General features: G+C 46.3%; 16 protein-coding genes. 9 read left to right on the plus strand and 7 right to left on the minus strand.

Features of this window, described 5'->3' with window-relative positions:
- Nucleotides 1-268 precede the first annotated feature (268 nt).
- The 3 genes from ACHUFZ_RS15595 to hrpB all read right to left on the minus strand — a co-directional run bounded on the left by ACHUFZ_RS15595 (nucleotide 269) and on the right by hrpB (nucleotide 7,479).
- On the minus strand, nucleotides 269-2,518 hold the full coding sequence (locus tag ACHUFZ_RS15595; protein ID WP_394127948.1) for a patatin-like phospholipase family protein: 2,250 nt from the start codon (nucleotides 2,516-2,518) through the stop codon (nucleotides 269-271).
- A gap of 135 nt (nucleotides 2,519-2,653) precedes the next feature.
- Nucleotides 2,654-5,029 (minus strand): penicillin-binding protein 1B, encoded by a 2,376-nt coding sequence (gene mrcB, locus ACHUFZ_RS15600; RefSeq protein WP_394127868.1) that lies wholly within the window; start codon nucleotides 5,027-5,029, stop codon nucleotides 2,654-2,656.
- Complete coding sequence (hrpB, locus tag ACHUFZ_RS15605) at nucleotides 5,026-7,479, minus strand: ATP-dependent helicase HrpB (RefSeq protein WP_394127869.1); 2,454 nt, start codon at nucleotides 7,477-7,479, stop codon at nucleotides 5,026-5,028. Before hrpB ends, mrcB begins: the two co-directional genes overlap by 4 nt.
- Nucleotides 7,480-7,534: 55 nt before the next feature.
- Between hrpB and sfsA the strand changes: the two genes are divergently transcribed.
- The 7 genes from sfsA (at nucleotide 7,535) to panC (ending at nucleotide 13,455) form a co-directional block, all read left to right on the plus strand.
- The gene (sfsA, locus tag ACHUFZ_RS15610) at nucleotides 7,535-8,248 is read left to right on the plus strand and encodes a DNA/RNA nuclease SfsA (protein ID WP_394127870.1); all 714 of its coding nucleotides are present in this window, start codon (nucleotides 7,535-7,537) and stop codon (nucleotides 8,246-8,248) included.
- A gap of 138 nt (nucleotides 8,249-8,386) precedes the next feature.
- Nucleotides 8,387-8,833: an RNA polymerase-binding protein DksA gene (dksA, locus tag ACHUFZ_RS15615; protein ID WP_053441150.1), complete on the plus strand. Its 447-nt coding sequence runs from the start codon at nucleotides 8,387-8,389 to the stop codon at nucleotides 8,831-8,833.
- 70 nt (nucleotides 8,834-8,903) lie between these two features.
- On the plus strand, nucleotides 8,904-9,794 hold the full coding sequence (gene gluQRS / locus ACHUFZ_RS15620; RefSeq protein WP_394127871.1) for a tRNA glutamyl-Q(34) synthetase GluQRS: 891 nt from the start codon (nucleotides 8,904-8,906) through the stop codon (nucleotides 9,792-9,794).
- 81 nt (nucleotides 9,795-9,875) lie between these two features.
- The gene (gene pcnB, locus ACHUFZ_RS15625) at nucleotides 9,876-11,243 is read left to right on the plus strand and encodes a polynucleotide adenylyltransferase PcnB (protein ID WP_394127872.1); all 1,368 of its coding nucleotides are present in this window, start codon (nucleotides 9,876-9,878) and stop codon (nucleotides 11,241-11,243) included.
- Entirely contained in the window at nucleotides 11,240-11,725 is a 486-nt protein-coding gene (gene folK / locus ACHUFZ_RS15630) for a 2-amino-4-hydroxy-6-hydroxymethyldihydropteridine diphosphokinase (protein WP_394127873.1), read from the plus strand. The genes pcnB and folK overlap by 4 nt, the downstream gene beginning before the upstream one ends.
- Nucleotides 11,726-11,747: 22 nt before the next feature.
- The gene (gene panB / locus ACHUFZ_RS15635; RefSeq protein WP_134836045.1) at nucleotides 11,748-12,542 is read left to right on the plus strand and encodes a 3-methyl-2-oxobutanoate hydroxymethyltransferase; all 795 of its coding nucleotides are present in this window, start codon (nucleotides 11,748-11,750) and stop codon (nucleotides 12,540-12,542) included.
- A 10-nt stretch (nucleotides 12,543-12,552) separates the two neighbouring features.
- Complete coding sequence (gene panC, locus ACHUFZ_RS15640) at nucleotides 12,553-13,455, plus strand: pantoate--beta-alanine ligase (protein ID WP_394127874.1); 903 nt, start codon at nucleotides 12,553-12,555, stop codon at nucleotides 13,453-13,455.
- A 155-nt stretch (nucleotides 13,456-13,610) separates the two neighbouring features.
- On the opposite strand, the gene ACHUFZ_RS15645 is transcribed toward panC, so the two are convergent.
- From ACHUFZ_RS15645 to ACHUFZ_RS15655, 3 genes are all read right to left on the minus strand, one after another.
- Nucleotides 13,611-14,381 carry an ABC transporter permease gene (locus ACHUFZ_RS15645; protein WP_134836047.1) on the minus strand — a complete coding sequence of 257 codons (771 nt, stop codon included), beginning with the start codon at nucleotides 14,379-14,381 and terminating at the stop codon, nucleotides 13,611-13,613.
- A gap of 1 nt (nucleotide 14,382) precedes the next feature.
- Nucleotides 14,383-15,300, minus strand: a complete 918-nt coding sequence (locus tag ACHUFZ_RS15650) for an ABC transporter ATP-binding protein (protein ID WP_394127875.1) — start codon at nucleotides 15,298-15,300, stop codon at nucleotides 14,383-14,385.
- 171 nt (nucleotides 15,301-15,471) lie between these two features.
- The gene (locus ACHUFZ_RS15655) at nucleotides 15,472-17,142 is read right to left on the minus strand and encodes a SulP family inorganic anion transporter (protein ID WP_394127876.1); all 1,671 of its coding nucleotides are present in this window, start codon (nucleotides 17,140-17,142) and stop codon (nucleotides 15,472-15,474) included.
- Between the two features lie 413 nt (nucleotides 17,143-17,555).
- On the opposite strand from ACHUFZ_RS15655, the gene can reads away from it, so the two are divergent.
- Nucleotides 17,556-18,224, plus strand: coding sequence for a carbonate dehydratase (gene can / locus ACHUFZ_RS15660; RefSeq protein ID WP_134836050.1), 669 nt, complete (start codon nucleotides 17,556-17,558; stop codon nucleotides 18,222-18,224).
- 79 nt (nucleotides 18,225-18,303) lie between these two features.
- Here can and hpt read toward each other — a convergent pair whose 3' ends face one another.
- Entirely contained in the window at nucleotides 18,304-18,834 is a 531-nt protein-coding gene (gene hpt, locus ACHUFZ_RS15665; RefSeq protein ID WP_134836051.1) for a hypoxanthine phosphoribosyltransferase, read from the minus strand.
- A 317-nt stretch (nucleotides 18,835-19,151) separates the two neighbouring features.
- On the opposite strand from hpt, the gene ACHUFZ_RS15670 reads away from it, so the two are divergent.
- Nucleotides 19,152-19,766 (plus strand): LuxR/HapR/OpaR family quorum-sensing transcriptional regulator, encoded by a 615-nt coding sequence (locus tag ACHUFZ_RS15670; RefSeq protein WP_394127877.1) that lies wholly within the window; start codon nucleotides 19,152-19,154, stop codon nucleotides 19,764-19,766.
- The last annotated feature ends 32 nt before the right edge of the window (nucleotides 19,767-19,798 follow it).

Consider the following 19,798-nt stretch of genomic DNA (forward strand, 5'->3'; position numbering starts at 1 on the left):
TATTACTATTTATTCAAAGAATAAGGGAGTGAACATCCTTGGAAACTTGGCTCTCCTTGCCATATTTTTCATTCAATGCTGACTGAGAAACAGTGCCAGAGAGGCCAAACTGTGGGCGGTAGGATAGCAAATTTAACCTTAAATTAAAATCTCATCATTTTGACCAACATAGCAACTTAAGACTAAAGTTCTATGATTTTCGTTACTAACTCAGCCCGATATCCCACTCAATGAGAATAGGATATTGCTGAACTATATACCTTAATGGCTACTTAAAGGTGGTGCCTATGATCAAATAAATGGAGTCATAGTTTTGTTCTGTTCGGCCATAACCAAACATAATCGGGCCAATCGGTGAGTCGACCCCTGCGAACACAGAGCCTGCTACGTACAAAGGTGCGTTATGCAAATCGACATCCTGACCAGACCAGACGCCACCATACTCTAATGAGGTTCCGACATAGAATGGTGAGGTGAACAAACCGAAGTCATTGTCAAACCAGCGATAGCGATAGATCAAACTACCGAACGCCTTATTTTCGCCAATTAGGCTATTACGCGGTATGCCCGATAGATTCAAAAAGCCACCAATCTCTTTCGGATCAATCGGCACTGATGAGTTCTTACTGGTCACAAAACCAAGCTCTGCGTTTGCGACCAAAGTATGGCGAGAAAAGGTGTGCGCTGCGATTAACTTAGCGCCAAATTCGTATGAAGTGTCCTCTTCTCTCTGCTCATCAACCAGCTTAGTTTCACCAATGCTCTTATCGTGTGACACCATGTAATCAAGATCTAAGTAGACCCCTTTGGTCGGCAAACTGTAGTTATCTAAGGTATCGATGCGGTAGCTAGCAAAAGCGCCGAGACGGGTAAATGAAACATCTCCGTAGAATGGTAAAGTCGACAGCTCTCCTTCTCCATCCACATAACGAGCACCAATCATAAATCGGCGCCATAAGGTATCTTGATAGCCTATTGCCCATTCAGCGGCCCACTCATGATAAGAGACAGGTAGATAATTTTCAGTGGCCTCTAGGGAAGTATCATCAAAGCCCGTCACAGGCGCATTGCGCTTCTCGTTGTTGTACGAAAGGCCCAGTGTGGTAAAGCTCTTTTGCGTGGATAGGAATGGCGAATAGAATTCAAATTCGATCCGTTTATCGGTACCGATTTCAAAGTTGGTTCTCAGCTCTGCGCCATGTTCGTTGAGGTTGGTAAAGTTAGCTGAGGTACCCAATGAGTATTGGCTATCGGTAGAAAAATCATCTTCTAAGAAAAAGCGGAAGTTAACGTAATTCGGGCCCCATGATTTCTCATTAACGTCGAAGATTAAGCTATCTTGCCCATCAACCTCATCATAGCGATAGGTCACCAGTTCAAAACGGTCTAAAGCATAAAGAGCTTGGACACTATCTTCCACTTGAGCAATTTTGTACTGCTCCCCCTCTTCTAAACCTAAGCGCTTCTCCAGCAGTTCATCAGAATAGTGGGTATGGTTATTTATCACGATGTTTTCAACCGTAATATTATCGCCATAACGTAGCGTGCGTCGCGCGTCTTGTTTCTGCTCAACATACTCTTGGTAGTCAGCAGTAGACAAACTCAGCTTGCTCAGTTCATCCTTGAACGACATCGCTTCTTGATAGCCCTTGTCGAACGCTTCTGGCATTCGATCAAACTCAGTGGTTTCCATCTTGCCCACTTTAGGGCGAAGGAAGTAGTCATCCTCAGTTAACGTCTCAGCCTGATGGTTAGTGGTACTGCGCACTAAGTAGTTTGAAAGCTGATCAGCGACACTAAATAAGTTGGTGAAGTCTTCTTCATTCTTATATTCGGTACTGATATCAACGGCGATCACGATGTCTGCGCCGAGCTCACGAGCAACATCAACCGGCATATTGTTGGTCACGCCACCGTCGACTAACAATTTGCCATCTAACTTATACGGAGGCAAAGCGCCTGGTACCGACATACTCGCCATCATCGCATCGACAAGATAACCATCACCAATAACTACTGGCTCTAAGTTAACAATATCAGTCGCAACAGAGCGGTAAGGAATCGCGAGTTGATCAAACGACTGGAAAGGAGGAAGGTTACCCGCAGTTTCACGTAACAGCTTGAGCATGCCCTGTCCCTGAACGATGCCCTTAGTACCACGAATTTCTCCCCAACGCAGGCCAAGATCGGTCGTGAGCTGATACCTATCTTCGTACTCTTTGTCTTGCACTTTGCGTTGACTGCGATCGACGCGATCTCGATAACCGCTATTCCAATCTACGGTATCAATATAGGCTTCGATCTCTTCGGCGCTCATCCCTGTCGCATACAAACCACCGACAAAAGACCCCATACTGGTACCAGTAATGTAGTCCACAGGAACTCTAAGCTCTTCAAGCGCTTTCAGCACGCCAATGTGTGCCGCACCTTTGGCTCCACCACCAGCTAGTACTAAAGCAACTTTTGGTCGTGACGCTTCCTTTTGTGTCGATTGCGCCATCACACCAAATGTCATCATGCTGAAAATGCTTATGATGAGGTAAGTCATCTTTCTCACAGTGCGAGTTCCTTTCTAAATTCGTTCCTACGTTTATACTGGGTGCGTAAATTGGCGTAAAGGCCTAATTCTTTTAATTATTCATCAAATTGATCGCTACCAGCTAAATAGCTTTTTGATCCACTGCTTCGGTTGGTTATCACACTGACTTTTAAACGCTCCTTGGGCGTCCCAAATTGGTAACTTAAACTCGTTACTGCAATCGAGAGCCAAGTTGCCTTGTGCGGTTTTTTCAAAACCATACGTTGAGATCCCTTGCGGCCAAGGTAATGCGAGCTTTTGTGGAATACGATGCTTTAGGTACTCAGCGTAGACACGCAGTGCACCACTCGACCCCGTTAACTTGGTCGACTTATTATCATCACGTCCTAACCAAATGGTGGTCACCTCGCGGCCATCCACACCGACAAACCAGCTATCTTTGGTGTCATTACTGGTACCGGTTTTGCCCGCTAACGCCGCCCAAGAGAATTGACTGTTGAGGTATCGTCCGGTGCCTTCTAACACACCGCGCTTCATCGCATAAGTAGTTAGCCATGCTGCTTGTTGGTCGACGGTTTGAGAAACTCGTGGCAGTGATTGGAACAGTACGTTGCCATCGAGATCAATCACTGAACGTAGCGCGGATAACTTCGCTTGTTTGCCAGAGTTAGTTAGCGTTTGGTACATCTGCGCGACTTGGAATGGCGTTAGGGTAAATGAGCCCAAGAACATTGACGGCACAGGGCGTATTTCACTCTTATCAACGCCAAGCTTCTCTAAGGTTTTCACCACACTTGGTATACCGACTTGCATGCCTAACTCGACCGTTGGCACGTTAAGTGATTTGGCCAATGCCGTGTAGAGCGGCACATCGCCACGGAACTTGCGGTCATAGTTTCTTGGCGACCAAACATTACCTTTACTGCCCTTTAAGCTAATCGGCTTGTCATGCAAGGTCGTTGCTAAGTTATATTTCTCTGGTTGCTCTAACGCGGCAAGATAAACGGCTGGTTTCGCTAACGAACCAATTTGGCGGCTGGCATTCAGTGCACGGTTAAAACCATCATAACCAGTGCGCTTGCCACCCACCATAGCACGAATTTCACCCGTATGGCGGTCAACTGCTACCGCCGCACCCTCCAATGATTTGCCCGCTACACCCGCTAACTGAGGGATCTTGCGTGCGATCGCTTGCTCAAGTTTTTGCTGTGAAACCGGATCAAGTGAGGTGAATACTCGTAGGCCGACATCCGACTGGAACGCTTCGCCGACTTTTTCTTTCAGCTCAATCTTGAGCTGTTGGAAGTAAGCAGGCTGTCGGCTGGCAATACGTGGATTGTCTTGAATATCCAGCGGTCGACTCGCCGCCATATCAAATTGATTCGCAGTTAAGATATCTTGCTGCATCATCAAACGCAGGACTAAATCACGACGCTTTTTGGCACGCTCAGGAAAACGAATCGGGTTGTAATAAGATGGGCCTTTTACCATACCCACCAGCAAAGCGAGTTGATCGATGCGCAGCTCTTGAATCGGCTGACCAAAGTAAAGGCGAGAGGCAAGACCAAAACCATGCACCGCTTCACCGCCACTTTGGCCTAAATAAACTTCGTTTAAGTACGCTTCTAAGATTCGATCTTTGCTGTAACGGTAGTCGAGGATCAATGCGATATAAGCTTCACGCACTTTTCGCCACAAGGTCCGGTCACTGGAAAGAAAGATGTTTTTGGCTAACTGCTGAGTCAAGGTACTGCCACCTTGAACCGTGCGGCCCGCTTTGACGTTTGCCACCAAAGCACGAGCGATCGCCAACGGTGACACACCATCATGCTGATAGAAATCGCGATCCTCGGTAACCAACAATGCATCAACCATCACTTCAGGGAATTGGTCACGACGTAAGAACAGACGTTGTTGATCGTTATTCTTTTCCAACATCCCCAACATTTTTGGTTCAATACGCAAGTAACCCATATCCCCTTTTTTCTCTAGAGATTGAATGCGGGTTAGGCTGTTAGCATCGAAATGCAACATCACATGACGATCAGGCTCAGGGCCATCGCTAAACTCAAACGGTCGACGAATCAGCTCAATTTTGGTTGATGATGAGGAGTATTCACCAGGGTAACGCGGCTGGCGCACTTTACGGTAGTTCAGCACATCCAACTCGTTACGCACTTCTTGGATGGTAATCGAATCACCAGGCGCGAGATTCAAGATGCGCGCATACACTACTGTAGGCAAATCAAACAACTGCCCCTCAAAGCGCTGTTTGACCACGCTATCAAGGTAAATACCAACGAACAGCAACACAGCAAACACAACGACACCAAGCTTCCAGCCGATGCCCCATAGCATTTTCAGCCAATGGCGATTGCCTGAATTTTTCGTTTTACGCTTGGTCGGTTTGCGACTCGATTTACGAGCTGGCTTGTTGGCGGTTTTGGTTGTTTTGCTTTTTGCGCTCGCCGTCGTGTTCTTCTTGGTCATGAATTTAACTGTCGTTTGGTTTTAGTTGTCGCCACATGTGTTGCTGGATTATCCGGCCAAACATGTTTTGGATAGCGCCCTTTCATCTCTTTTTGTACTTCTTTGTAAGCGCCCGCCCAAAAGCTTGCTAGGTCTCGAGTTACCTGTAACGGCCTTTGAGCCGGAGAGAGTAACTCCAATACCAGTCGTTTTCTTCCTTGAGCGATTTCTGGTGACGCTTGTTCACCAAATACTTCTTGCATGCGCACCGATAATACGGGCTCTTGCCCTTGTTGGTAACGGATTTTCTTTTTGCTTCCAGTCGGCACTTGGTAATGAGTTGGCAACCACTGCTCAATATCTTGGTTCAATGGCCAGCCTAAATAGGCTAATAGCGCCGCTTCAAGATCGACTTTTGCCAATGCTTTGACTGAGTTAATACCATTCAAGTAAGGCGCTAACCACGCATCTAAATTGGCCAGCAAACTGGCTTCATCAAGCTCTGGCCATGACTGCTCCGGTAACCATTCCTGTCCGCAGCGCAGTCGCTCTAATAACTCTTGGCTCGCTGGGGTCCAATTTAATACCGATAGCCCCTTGCGCTGAATAAAAGTAAGTAAAGCTTCGGTCATTTTTTCGCTAGACGGCTCTGGCAGCACTTTGCTGTCGATAACAAGCCGACCTAATTTTGTCTGTCGCTCTGCAACCAAGCGCCCCTTCTGTTCATCCCAATCAACGCTATCAATAGCAGTAAATAAATCGGGGCACTGCGATTGCAACTGAACAATATCCAACTCAAGTGCAGAGTAGACCATCGATGAATCAGACTGGCTACGCATCAGATCGATAACAACCAAATAATCACTTGCCGCTAGACGTTCGGTGTCTTGCAGCTGCGCACCGTGGCCATTGGCAAGCACAAATCGACCCAATTGATTGCGGCGCGCCTGCGCAACTCGGTCCGGAAATGCCATCGCCAGTAAGCAAGCAACCTGAGATTCATTAATCTGGGAGAGCTCAAAACGATGCTTCATCTTGGCCGCTAGCGTTTTCGCTCGCTGCGTCACCAGCTTTTGCTTACTGTGCTTAGCGAGCTTTAAACGGTGAACGCTATGCATAAAGTCGAGCGTGTTTCTCTCTGGCTCTTCGAGTAAAGCGCTGATCGCCAACGCGGTATTCAACTCACTGCCCGCATTCGCCAGCATCGCGCTAGTTCTCGGCTCTAATCCGAGCTCACCCGCTAATACGCCCGACTCGGTGAGTTGGCCTTTACCATCGATTAAACCAAGTTGCAGCAATAGCGATTTGGCTTGATTGACCGCCGCTGCTGGCGGAATATCTAACCAGCACAAGTCATCTGGTTTTTGTGCGCCCCATTGCGCTAGCTCTAGCACTAAATTCGATAAGTCACTGTGAACAATTTCTGCTTGAGGGACATAAGGCTGTTGATTGAGCTGACCTTCACTGTAGAGACGCACGCAAATCCCAGTTTCAATACGTCCCGCTCGGCCTGCCCGTTGCTCAGCAGAAGATTGAGCTATTCGTACTTGCTCTAAACGCGTGACACCACTTTTCAGATCAAACTTAGCGACACGCTCTAAACCTGAATCGACCACCAAACGGATACCTTCAATCGTCAATGACGTTTCCGCAATATTGGTTGCCAAAACGACTTTACGTAGTCCACTACTGGCAGGTTGAATCGCTGCTTGCTGCTGAGCAAAGTCTAATTGTCCATACAAAGGGCACACTTGAATATCAGCGGGGAGGGTTTGCAATCTCTCCTCAACCCGTTTGATGGCTGCCACGCCGGGTAAAAACGCCAACAAAGATCCATTTTCGCTATTCATCAGGCTCGAGATCTGTTTCGCCATCAGATCTTCTAAGCGCTCATTGGCTTTGGCATTGATATAACGATACTCCACCGGATAACTGCGCCCGTGCGACTCAATAAATACCGCCTCAGGAAGCAACTTAGCTAGCGCATGCTGATCGAGTGTTGCCGACATCACCACCAATTTAAGATCGTCACGCAGCGCCTCTTGAATCTCTAGACAAAAAGCTAACGCGGTATCGGCGTGAATGCTGCGCTCATGGAACTCATCAAAGATAACCAAATCAACACCTGACAGTTCAGGATCCGATTGGATCATGCGAGTCAGAACCCCTTCGGTCACCACTTCAAGCTGAGTGCGCGCACTGGTTTTGTTCTCGCCACGGACACGATAACCAATACGCTCACCGACACTTTCACCCAGTTGGCTAGCAAGGTAGCGGGCAATATTTCTCGCCGCTAAACGCCTTGGTTCAAGCATAATGATTTTGCCATCCACCACGTTTTCTAGAAGCAATTGCAAAGGAAAGTAGGTCGATTTACCTGCACCAGGTGCCGCTTTTAGAATCAGTTGAGAGCTTTCGCGTACACCAGAGAGCAGCTCTGGCATCACGCCTTGAATAGGCAATTGTGACAATGGGGAAACCTTGTGGTGTAATGAGTGGAACTATTGTACATAAAAACAGTGCCAAATGAAGTTTGAACCGCCATTAGAATCGGCAACCTTAATTAAACGCTACAAACGTTTTCTGACTGACATCACCTTACCCGATGGCAGTGAGCGTACTATCCATTGCGCTAACACTGGTGCCATGACAGGTTGTGCGACTCAAGGTAACAAAGTGTGGTATTCCACCTCTGATAACCCGAAGAGAAAGTACCCAAATAGCTGGGAACTGACTGAAACCGCCTTAGGTCACCGCATCTGTATTAACACTGCCAGAGCGAACCAATTGGCCGTTGAAGCTATCGAGTCTGGTGTCATTAAAGAGCTACAAGGATACGACCTACTTCAAACTGAAGTGAAATATGGCAAAGAAAATAGCCGGATTGATATCTTGCTCAATTCAGAAAATGCACCAAAATGCTATATAGAGGTCAAAAGCGTCACCTTATTGGATGAGGAAAAGCCGGGGCAAGGGTATTTCCCAGATGCGGTCACAACTCGTGGTCAGAAACATCTGAGAGAACTCACAGAAATGGCGCAAAATGGAAGCAGAGCGGTACTTTTGTTTACTGTTTTACATTCAGGCATTGAAAAAGTTTCTCCTGCAACCCATATAGACGCCAAATATTCACAATTACTTAAATACGCACAAGAGCAAGGAGTGGAAGTACTGTGCTACAAAGCGCAACTTTCCAACAGTGAGATAAAATTAGTCGAAGCGCTTAATTTCAGTCATTAACGACTAAAAGTGATGACGCCTTCACATTGACAATAACTTTACTCACCAGTATTTGCCTCTGATGACTCTTTTTGCTATAGATACCCGCCTTAAATTAACTGCGAGCGCAGTTGACTAGGTGTTAGTAGGAGATGCTGCATGCCAGAATCAAAGAAAAAAGCGCTAGGCATCCTAGCCATTGCAGGGGTTGAGCCATACCAAGAGAAAGCAGGTGAAGAATACATGTCACCTGAGCAAATGGCTCATTTTACAAAAATTTTATCAGCTTGGCGCAACCAGCTCATGGAAGAAGTTGATCGCACTGTGCACCACATGCAGGACGAAGCAGCAAACTTTCCAGATCCCGTTGACCGTGCTTCTCAAGAAGAAGAGTTTAGCTTAGAGCTACGTAACCGTGACCGTGAACGTCGCCTAATCAAGAAGATTGAAAAGACGCTAAATAAAATCGAAGAAGACGATTTTGGCTTCTGTGAATCTTGTGGCATCGAGATTGGTATCCGCCGTCTTGAAGCTCGCCCAACTGCAGACCTTTGTATTGACTGTAAAACACTTGCAGAAATCAAAGAGAAGCAGATGCAAGGCTAATGATTGCTTTGTCTGACTATTGAAGGGAGCCTTGGCTCCCTTTTTGGTTTATTAAGAACAGAAACCATCTATGAGTTATATTGGCCGTTTCGCCCCCTCACCTTCTGGTCCATTACACTTTGGCTCACTGATTGCTGCTCTTGGCAGTTACTTCCAAGCTAAGTCACAACAAGGCCAGTGGTTAGTTCGTATTGAAGATCTTGATCCGCCTAGAGAAATGCCAGGCGCGAGTTCACTGATTCTCGAAACCCTTGAAGCATATAAACTCCACTGGGATGGCGAAGTGGTTTACCAAAGCCAGCGCCACGGACTGTATCAAGAGCAAATCAATCGTTGGCTTCAATCTGGTCAAGCGTATTACTGCCAATGTACTCGTAAACAAATCAAAGCCTCAGGTGGGTTTTATACCGGTACTTGTCGCGATTTAGCCCTGCAAAATCATCAGCAATGTGCGATTCGACTACGTATGACTCATCCGATCTATCAATTTGAAGATCAACGTCATGGCACTTTGAGCATCCCTACTGCGTTGGCAGATGAAGATTTTATTATAAAACGCCGAGACGGGTTATTTGCTTACAACCTTGCCGTAGTATTAGATGACATCGAACAAGGCGTCACCGAGGTGGTGAGAGGCGCAGACCTAATCGAACCGACTGGACGACAGATTAGTCTCTATCAAATGCTTGATGCAGAGCCTGTCAGTTACTTGCACCTGCCATTAGCGCTGGATGAAAGTGGACATAAATTGTCCAAACAAAATCATGCAAAAGCGATTGATAATAGCAATCCTAAGCCAGCACTATTGGATGCAATGAGTTTCTTAGGCTTTGATATTGATAAAGAAATTCAATCTGCTAGCGTGGAAGAGATCATTGAGTGGGGCGTACAAAATTGGCGCGTTGAACAGTTGCCAAAAGCGACTGAAATCACACCAATATTCTCAAACCGCTCTCTGTAAGCTATTATTAGCCGCAAATTCGCCCCTGATGGGCCCAAAATATTAAACTCAAGCAAGGTTGGCTTGACCAATTATTGCCAGATGCACATGAACAAAAACGATTATACACCTAGCGAAACAGAAACATTCTCTGAGCTCGCTTTAAATATTATTACTCGCCAAGAACATAACATCTCGCGCAAACATATCAGTGATAATGCATTGAAGGTGTTATACCGTCTGAATGGTGCTGGCTTTGATGCGTACCTAGTCGGTGGTGGCGTTCGCGACTTATTACTGGGACAACAGCCTAAAGATTTTGATATTGCGACGAATGCAACGCCAGAGCAGATCCGACAACTGTTTAAGAACTGTCGTCTTATTGGCCGTCGCTTCCGTCTTGCACACATTATGTTTGGTCGCGACATCATTGAAGTTGCGACTTTCCGTGGCCACCACCAAGAGCCAAGCAAAAACGTTTCTCAGCAGTCAAAAGAAGGCATGCTATTACGTGACAACGTTTATGGCACTATCGATGAAGATGCTGAGCGTCGTGATTTCACCGTCAATGCGATGTACTACAACATCGGCGATTACTCTATTCACGACTACGCTGGCGGCCACGAAGATCTTGAAGATAAGCTGATCCGTTTACTCGGCGATCCTGAGACACGCTACCGCGAAGATCCGGTGCGTATGCTGCGCGCGATCCGCTTTGCGGTGAAGCTCGATTTTGATATCGAAGAAGATACCGCTGCGCCAATCGAAGAAATGGCGACGTTACTGCAAGATATTCCTGCCGCTCGTCTCTACGAAGAATCACTGAAGATGCTGCAGTCTGGTCATGGTCTAGAGACGTACCACTTAATGCGTGAGTACAACCTGTTCCAGCAGCTATTCCCAACGATTGCCGAGTTCTTTACTGAAGAGTATGACTCACCGACTGAACAAATGTTGGACCTAGTGCTTGATTCTACCGACCAACGTATAGAAGAAGGTAAACGCATCAATCCAGCATTTATGTTCGCTGCCATGCTGTGGTACCCACTGCAAGAGAAAGCGAAGCAGTTAATGGAGAAACGCAAACTTTCCTCTTACGATGCGATCATGGAAGCGAGTAACTTCATCCTTGATGATCAAGTACGTACCATTGCTATTCCTCGTCGCCATACTGCGACCATCCGTGAGATCTGGCAGCTACAACTGCGTATGCCTCGCCGCAATGGTAAGCGCGCCTTCCGCCTGATGGAGCTCAACAAGTTCCGTGCTGGTTTCGACTTCTTGGAAATGCGTGGTGAAATCGAGCAAGGTGAAGTCAAAGAACTCGCTAAATGGTGGGAAACTTTCCAAAATGCTGGCCGCAACATGCGTCAAGCGATGGCTGCAGACTTAGACGCAACCAGCGATGGTCTACCACGCCAGCGTCGCCGCAAAAATTACCGCAAGAAAAAGCCTAAGGCATCCTCATGATCACAGTATTTATCGCTGTTGGCAGTAATCTTGGTGATCCTGTATCTCAAGCTAACGTAGCTATTGATGCCTTAAAACAATTGCCTAAAACGCAATTTGTCCAAACTTCGTCGCTCTACAGCAGCACACCGATGGGGCCTCAGAATCAACCTGACTACATCAATGCGGTTGTCGAGCTGACAACAGAATTAACGCCGCTTGAACTACTCGATTGCACTCAAACGATTGAGTTGGAGCAAGGGCGCGTCCGTAAAGAAGAACGCTGGGGCCCAAGAACCTTAGATCTCGATATTCTGCTTTATGGCAATGAGGTGATGGATTCCGAGCGTTTGACCGTTCCACATTATGGAATGAAAGAGCGTGAGTTTGTGCTCTACCCGCTCGCAGAAATCGCACCAAATTTAACCCTCCCATGTGGGACTAGACTGGATGACTTACTCAAAGTCGTTGCCCAAAACGGTCTGCGTATTTGGCAATCATAGCCAAATTCTGTAAGGAAAAATCATGAAAAAAATTTCCATCAATGATCTGATGAAGTGGAAACAAGAAGGCCGTAAATTCGCGACTTCTACCGCTTACGATGCAAGCTTTGCCCAGCTATTCGAAAGTCAAGAGATGCCAGTACTGCTTGTCGGTGACTCTTTAGGTATGGTTCTTCAAGGCGAATCTTCTACTTTACCTGTCACTGTAGAAGATATTGCTTACCACACGCGCTGTGTACGCGCTGGTAGCCCGAACTGCCTATTAATGGCCGATATGCCATTCATGAGCTATGCAACGCCTGAGCAAGCGTGTGAGAGCGCTGCTGCGCTAATGCGTGCTGGAGCAAACATGGTTAAGATCGAAGGCGGTGATTGGTTAGTTGATACCGTTAAGGCTCTTACAGAACGTGCAGTACCGGTTTGTGCGCACCTAGGCCTAACGCCTCAATCAGTGAACATCTTTGGCGGCTTCAAAGTTCAAGGCCGCGAGCAAGATAAAGCAGACCGCATGGTACGCGATGCACTCGCACTTCAAGAAGCTGGTGCACAAATCATCTTGCTTGAGTGTGTGCCTAAAGAGCTCGCCGCGCGAATTACTGAAGTTTGTGACGTACCTGTCATTGGTATCGGCGCAGGTAACGTAACTGACGGCCAGATCTTAGTTATGCACGATATGTTTGGAATTGCAGCGAACTACATGCCAAAATTCTCGAAAAACTTCCTAGCTGAAACTGGAGATATGCGTAAAGCGGTCGCCAAATACAAGGAAGATGTAGAAAGTGGTGCCTTCCCTAGCGAAGCACACACCATCGCGTAAGGATTTAGCCATGCAAACTTTTGCTGAAATTGCCGCTCTTCGTGAGCAAATCAAACAGTACAAACGTGATGGCCGCAAAGTGGCATTTGTCCCAACCATGGGCAACTTGCACGAAGGTCACCTGACTTTAGTACGCAAAGCACGTGAACATGCCGATATCGTTGTTGTCAGCATTTTTGTTAACCCAATGCAGTTTGACCGTGCTGATGATTTAAATAATTACCCGCGCACGTTAGAAGACGACCTAAGCAAATTAACCGCTGAAGGTGTTGAGTTAGTGTTCACCCCGACACCTGAGATTATCTACCCGTATGGTGTAGAAACTCAGAGCTCAGTGGAAGTTCCAGGACTTTCTAACATCCTCGAAGGTGCCTCTCGTCCAGGCCACTTCCGTGGTGTTGCCACTGTGGTGACGAAACTATTCAATATCGTCCAGCCTGACGTCGCTTGCTTTGGCGAGAAAGACTTCCAGCAACTTGCGGTGATTCGTAAGATGACTGAAGACTTGGCAATGGATATCGAAATCATCGGCGTCGCAACTGTACGTGAGATGGATGGCCTAGCAATGAGCTCTCGCAATGGCTTGTTGACGATTGATGAACGTCAACGCGCTCCAGTACTTGCGCGTACGATGCGTTGGATCAGCAGTGCTATGCGTGGTGGTCGTGACGATTACGCTTCTGTGATTGAAGATGCAAGCGATCAACTGCGCGCAGCAGGCCTGCATCCTGATGAGATCTTTATTCGTGATACTCGCACACTGCAAGCAGTCACCGAAGAGACGACTCAAGCGGTTATTCTCATGTCCGCATTCCTTGGCAAAGCACGCTTGATCGATAACCAAGTGGTTGAGATGGTTGTCGAGTCGAAGGAAGAAGAAGCGCCTGAAGCACCTTCAGAAAGCGCTGAATAGAGTTCAGTGAAAAAAATTAAGGGTTGATGTGAAAGCATCAACCCTTTTTTGTGACTGTCACCAACGAATGAGTTAGAAAACTCTTCTAACAAGTCGAAAACGTAAAGAGATTCCCTACTCTCTCCTTCGTCGCTCTATGGAATGACCGTAGGCTATTAACTGCGTAAGCCTATTCCGCGTGTCACTAGGTAATGCGCCACTGCGTAAAGTGCCACAACAAACACACCTAGCACGCTAAACGAAGTCACAATACCCACATCTGACACGCCTAAGAAGCCATAGCGGAACGCATTAACCATATAAACGATCGGGTTGATCTTCGACACGCCTTGCCAGAATTCAGGCAGCAAACTGATCGAGTAGAACACGCCGCCAAGGTAGGTCAGAGGTGTCAAAACAAACGTTGGAATGATCGAAATATCATCAAACGTCTTTGCGTATACTGCGTTGATCAAACCACCAAGTGAAAATACTACCGAGGTCATAAACACCGTTGCGATAATAATGCCCCAATGATCGACTTGTAGATCGACAAAGAACAGCGATACAAACGTGACGATCGTACCGACCAATAGACCACGCACAACGCCGCCCATTACAAAGCCTAAAATGATTACATAGTTAGGTACTGGCGCGACAAGTAGCTCCTCAATATTCTTTTGGAACTTGGCGCTGAAGAATGATGAGGCGACATTAGAGTAGGAGTTAGTAATCACCGACATCATGATCAAACCCGGTACTATGTACTCCATGTAGCTAAATCCGTTCATCTCGCCAATGCGCGAACCTATCAAGCTACCAAAAATAATGAAATACAGCGTCATAGTGATCGCTGGCGGCACCAAAGTCTGAACCCAAATACGGGTAAAACGGTTCACTTCTTTAGTCAACAAGCTGCAAAACGCAGTCCAATACAAACGATACATATTATTGGCTCCCCTCTCGTACAATACTGACGAACAACTCTTCAAGACGATTGGCTTTATTGCGCATCGACAACACTTTAATGCCCTGTTCTGACAATTGAGCGAAGATACCGTTCAGACCTTGGCTTTTTTCAATCTCAAGCTCTAAAGAACCATTGCTAAAGGTTTGGCTGTTTACACCATCCAATTTCGGTTCAGCACTTCCCTCTTCAAGATCAAGAATAAAAGTCTCAACATGAAGTTTGCCAAGCAAGGCTTTCATGGTGGTATTCTCAATCAACTCACCCTTATTGATGATGCCGATATTGCGACACAGCATTTCCGCTTCTTCAAGGTAGTGGGTAGTCAGAATAATGGTAATGCCTTGCTCAGAGTTGATTTCTTTGAGGAACTCCCACATCGAGCGGCGCAGTTCAATATCAACTCCAGCGGTTGGTTCATCAAGAATCAGTAACTGAGGTTCATGCATCAAGGCACGGGCAATCATCAGACGTCGCTTCATACCACCTGATAAGTTACGTGCACGTTCGCTGCGTTTTTCCCACAAATCGAGCTTAGTTAGGTATTTTTCCGCGCGTTCTTTGGCCAGAGACTTTGATACACCGTAATAACCCGCTTGCTGCAGCACGATCTGTTCAACCGTCTCAAACTGGTTAAAGTTGAATTCCTGCGGTACCAAACCTAGATTTTGCTTTGCAAGTTCTAGGTCTTTATCAATATCAAAGCCGAACACCTTCACCTTGCCAGCGGTCTTATTCACCAGAGATGAAATAACACCAATCGTTGTCGATTTACCCGCACCGTTAGGCCCAAGTAACGCGTAGAAGTCGCCTTTTTCTACATTAAGGCTGATACCTTTTAGCGCTTCAAAACCTCCTGCATAGGTCTTACGAAGCTGCTCAATTTCGAGTGCATACATAGAATAATATTGCCATTGCTTGTCCAGTCGTAAATAAGTTTATCGTTGAATAACGATGATTACAATTAGACCTTTCGAATAATTTAGAAATATTGTAATTATTGGACGTCACAAACAAAAAAACGCCGCGGATTATCTCGGCGGCGTTTGTTTTGTAAAACAGTTATTTAGTTAAACAACTGCCGTCTGGTGTTCGTCTGTCTCAACATGCTTGATTGCCGCTTTCAGCGCTTCATAACGGAACTTAAATGTATTCTCGTCTGGCACTAAGTCGATAACGTGGAACTTCTCCAATTGCTGACGCGTTTTGTCATTTGGGCACAGCAAGTAAGCCTGACAGTCAGCGTCTAGCGCATCTTTGATCGCATTCTCTAGCGCGAGACCCACCGTCACATCAATCATTGGTACATCAGTCAAATCAAGAATCATCACTTCATAATCGGAAATACTGGTGTGCTGACGAGATATCGCCTTAGATACGCTGAAAATCATCGGGCCTGACAAGTAAAAAAACAGTACTTTGCCATTGGCCATATCAAGCAAACCACGTTCACTGTCACTTAGTGGCACATCATCTTCATCGGCATCACTGATCGCTTTCACTTGACGTGCCTGCTCACGGCTCAAGCGCTCGATAATAATAATGTTAGAGATAAAGACGCCAAGACCAACCGCGACAATCAAATCAACAAACACGGTCAGTAGCATCACGCCATACATGACCGCCATACCCGCAAAGCTAACTCTATGCGCGCGCTGAATAAAACTCCAATCAAGGATGTTAAAGCCAACATACACTGCAATACCAGCGAGTACCGCCATTGGAATCGGTTCAGTCAATCCACCGGCAACCAACACCACCAACGCTAGCATCAGTGCACGAACCACACCTGACAGCGGGGAACGCGCACCAACCTGAATATTGGTTACCGTGCCCATGGTTGCACCGGCGCCAGGCAGCGCACCGAACAAGCCTGAAATCATATTAGCGAGACCTTGGCCACGCAGCTCTTTATCTGAATCGTGCTCTTTACGTGTTAACGAGTCACCGATTACCGCCGTCAAAAGCGTATCAATACAACCCAGCGTACCCAGTACCAACGCATCAATCACCATCTCAGTGAACATCGAAGCATCAATATGCGGCACGACTAAAGACGGTAAACCCGCTGGGATCTCACCGATTCGGCGTATCGCGTCAGTATCAAAAAAGATAACGGAAAGTAGCGTTACCGCTACCAGTGCCACCAGTTGAGCCGGTACATACTTTCGATAGCGTCTAGGGAAAAAGAACAAGATACCAAGGGTTAGCAAACCTAAAAATAGCTCGCTGAACTTCATATTCGCAACGGTATCAGGCAGTGCTGAAAGGGTCCCCATCACTCCACCGGCTGGAGCGGCGTGACCCAATAGTGGTGAGAGCTGGAGAATGATAAGAATAACGCCAATACCCGACATAAAGCCCGATATCACGCTATATGGCATCAAAGTAACGTATTTTCCTAACTTCAACGTACCAAGAAGTATCTGGAAAGCGCCGGCCATCATAACCACAGTAAAGGTCATTGCCATGCCTGTTTCAGGGTATTTGGCCATCATGCTGGTTAATACCGCGGTCATGATCACCGTCATCGGGCCGGTCGGTTCCGAGATTAAGGTGTTTGAGCCACCAAACAGTGAAGCAAATAAGCCCACCATAATGGCGCCCCATAGACCCGCTTCTGCGCCCGCGCCGGAGGCAACACCAAAGGCAAGCGCTAAAGGTAAAGAGATAATAGCGGTGGTCACGCCACCAAACAGATCTCCTTTGAGATTCATGTCTTCAAAACGACTAGCGAACACAATGCTACTCCCTGCTAACTGTGTGCACCTTAAACGCAAATCATGCGTTCAATCACCCAGCTTCACACTGAGTGAGGTGCAATAACGACATCTTACTTTTAGGCTAGGCTGCTATACACTAGAGGTAAGCGAAAATAACCCTAAACTTTGTAGCTAAATTTTGCAGAAAATGTAATCAAAACGCTGCGAAATGTAGCTAATTTCATCATATTAACAAATGTTACTTCAGAGAGATAAGTGTTAATCACATCTCATCACTCATACGTTATAACTGTTAGTTAGGATGAGAGCTAAGTTTATGATTTTTGGCGCTCAAACACGTCAGATGAGTGCCTTTTCGGGCAATATTATTAGGAACGAAATTGTAACATTGTGTATAGTGATGCAAGAATTTTTTAAGGATTGCCAACGAGATGCCGGAAATTAAACAGCTATTTGAAAACAACTCAAAGTGGTCTGAATCGATTAAAGCAGAACGCCCTGAGTACTTTGCTAAGCTTGAGGAGGGTCAGAGCCCTGGCTTTCTATGGATTGGTTGTTCAGACAGCCGAGTACCCGCAGAGCGTCTAACTGGCCTTTATTCTGGTGAACTGTTTGTACACCGTAATGTCGCTAACCAAGTTATCCATACCGATTTGAATTGCCTATCGGTAGTGCAATACGCGGTCGATGTATTGAAGGTTAAACACGTCATCGTATGTGGTCACTACGGCTGTGGCGGTGTAAAAGCGGCGATTGATAATCCGCAGCTTGGTCTGATCAACAACTGGCTGCTACATATCCGCGATCTCTACTTCAAACACCGTAATTACTTAGAAGCGATGCCAGAGGATGATCGTGCTGACAAGCTGGGTGAAATTAACGTTGCCGAGCAAGTCTATAACCTTGCTAATTCAACCATCATGCAAAACGCATGGGAGCGAGGTCAAGACATCGAGATCCACGGTGTTGTCTATGGTATCGGTGATGGTAAGTTGGAGTACTTAGGTGTTCGCTCTAACTCTCGAGACAGCGTTGATACCTCTTACCAAGTCGCGATGGAGTCTATTCTCAACCCTGAGCATAAGCTTCTTTGTCGCTAAGCTCGCGTCGCTAAAGCTAGCCAAACAAAAACGCCCGCTAAGTTAGCGGGCGTTTGTTTATTCTTGCACTAGAGTAGGATTACTCTTGAGGTACAACCTTACCGATAAATGGTAGGTGGCGGTATTTCTGAGCGTAATCGATACCAACACCAACTACGAACTCATCTGGAATCTCGAAACCAATCCATTTCACGTCAACATTCACTTCACGACGAGAAGGCTTATCCAACAGCGTACAAATCTCGATAGATTTAGGCTCACGTAGCGACAGGATTTCTTTTACCTTGTTCAGTGTGTTGCCCGTATCAATGATGTCTTCAACAAGTAGGACATCTTTACCTTTAATATCGTCATCTAGATCTTTAAGGATGCGAACATCACGAGAGCTTTCCATTGTGTTGCCGTAGCTCGATGCCGTCATGAAATCAACACAGTGAGTAATATCGATTGCACGTGCCAAATCAGCCATAAATACAAATGATCCGCGTAGTAAGCCAACCATGACCAGATCTTCGCTACCTTTATAGTGCTCAGTAATCTGTTTACCTAGCTCTTGTACTCGTTTGCTGACCTCTTGCTCAGAAATCATGACTTCTACTGTATGCTTCATACCAATCTCGTTTTTCGCGTTAGTCGTGTTGAGCGTAATTATAGCCGCTCAAATACGGTCTGATTTTGCAGGCGGGTAGTTTAACACCAGCTAGCCACGAGGAAAAACGTTTGCCTCAAATTAACCGAATTGTTTGGAATATGGCATCTTGATCGTTAGCACGATATTAACAAAGACGCCTATAAAATAGCCTGAAATCGTTGACCTTGCCTATATGCACCATTACACTCATAAAGCGTCATAGCAAAATTAATAAAATACTAAATAGGGCGAAAAGCCCAATAACTATAAACAACTCTTTTGGCAAGGAAATAACTATGGACTCTATAGAGAAACGACCGCGTACGCGTCTATCTCCACAAAAACGAAAGCAACAGCTAATGGAAATCTCACTGGAAGTGTTTGCTCGTCGTGGCATTGGCCGCGGTGGTCACGCTGACATTGCAGAGATTGCTCAAGTATCCGTTGCAACGGTGTTTAACTACTTCCCTACTCGCGAAGATCTTGTCGATGACGTACTTAACTACGTCGTTCGCCAATTCTCGAACTTCCTTTCGGACAATATCGACTTAGACCTTCACGCGAAAGAAAATCTCACTAACATCACAACCGCGATGGTTGAACTGGTTGTTGAAGACTGCCATTGGCTTAAAGTGTGGTTTGAGTGGAGTGCATCAACCCGCGATGAAGTATGGCCTTTATTTGTCACCACTAACCGCACCAATCAGCTCTTGGTACAAAATATGTTTATCAAAGCAATTGAGCGTGGCGAAGTATGTGATAGCCATGATCCATCCGATCTTGCAACACTATTCCATGGCATCTGCTACTCGCTGTTCGTACAAGCGAACCGTGTCCGAGATGAGCAAGCTGTGATTCGCCTGACCCAAAGCTACTTAGATATGTTGTGTATCTACAAAGGCGCTGAGTAAATCAGGCAAAATTAACAACCAAAAGCCGACGT

This window comes from Vibrio hepatarius, assembly GCF_043642085.1.
GTDB lineage: Bacteria > Pseudomonadota > Gammaproteobacteria > Enterobacterales > Vibrionaceae > Vibrio > Vibrio hepatarius_C.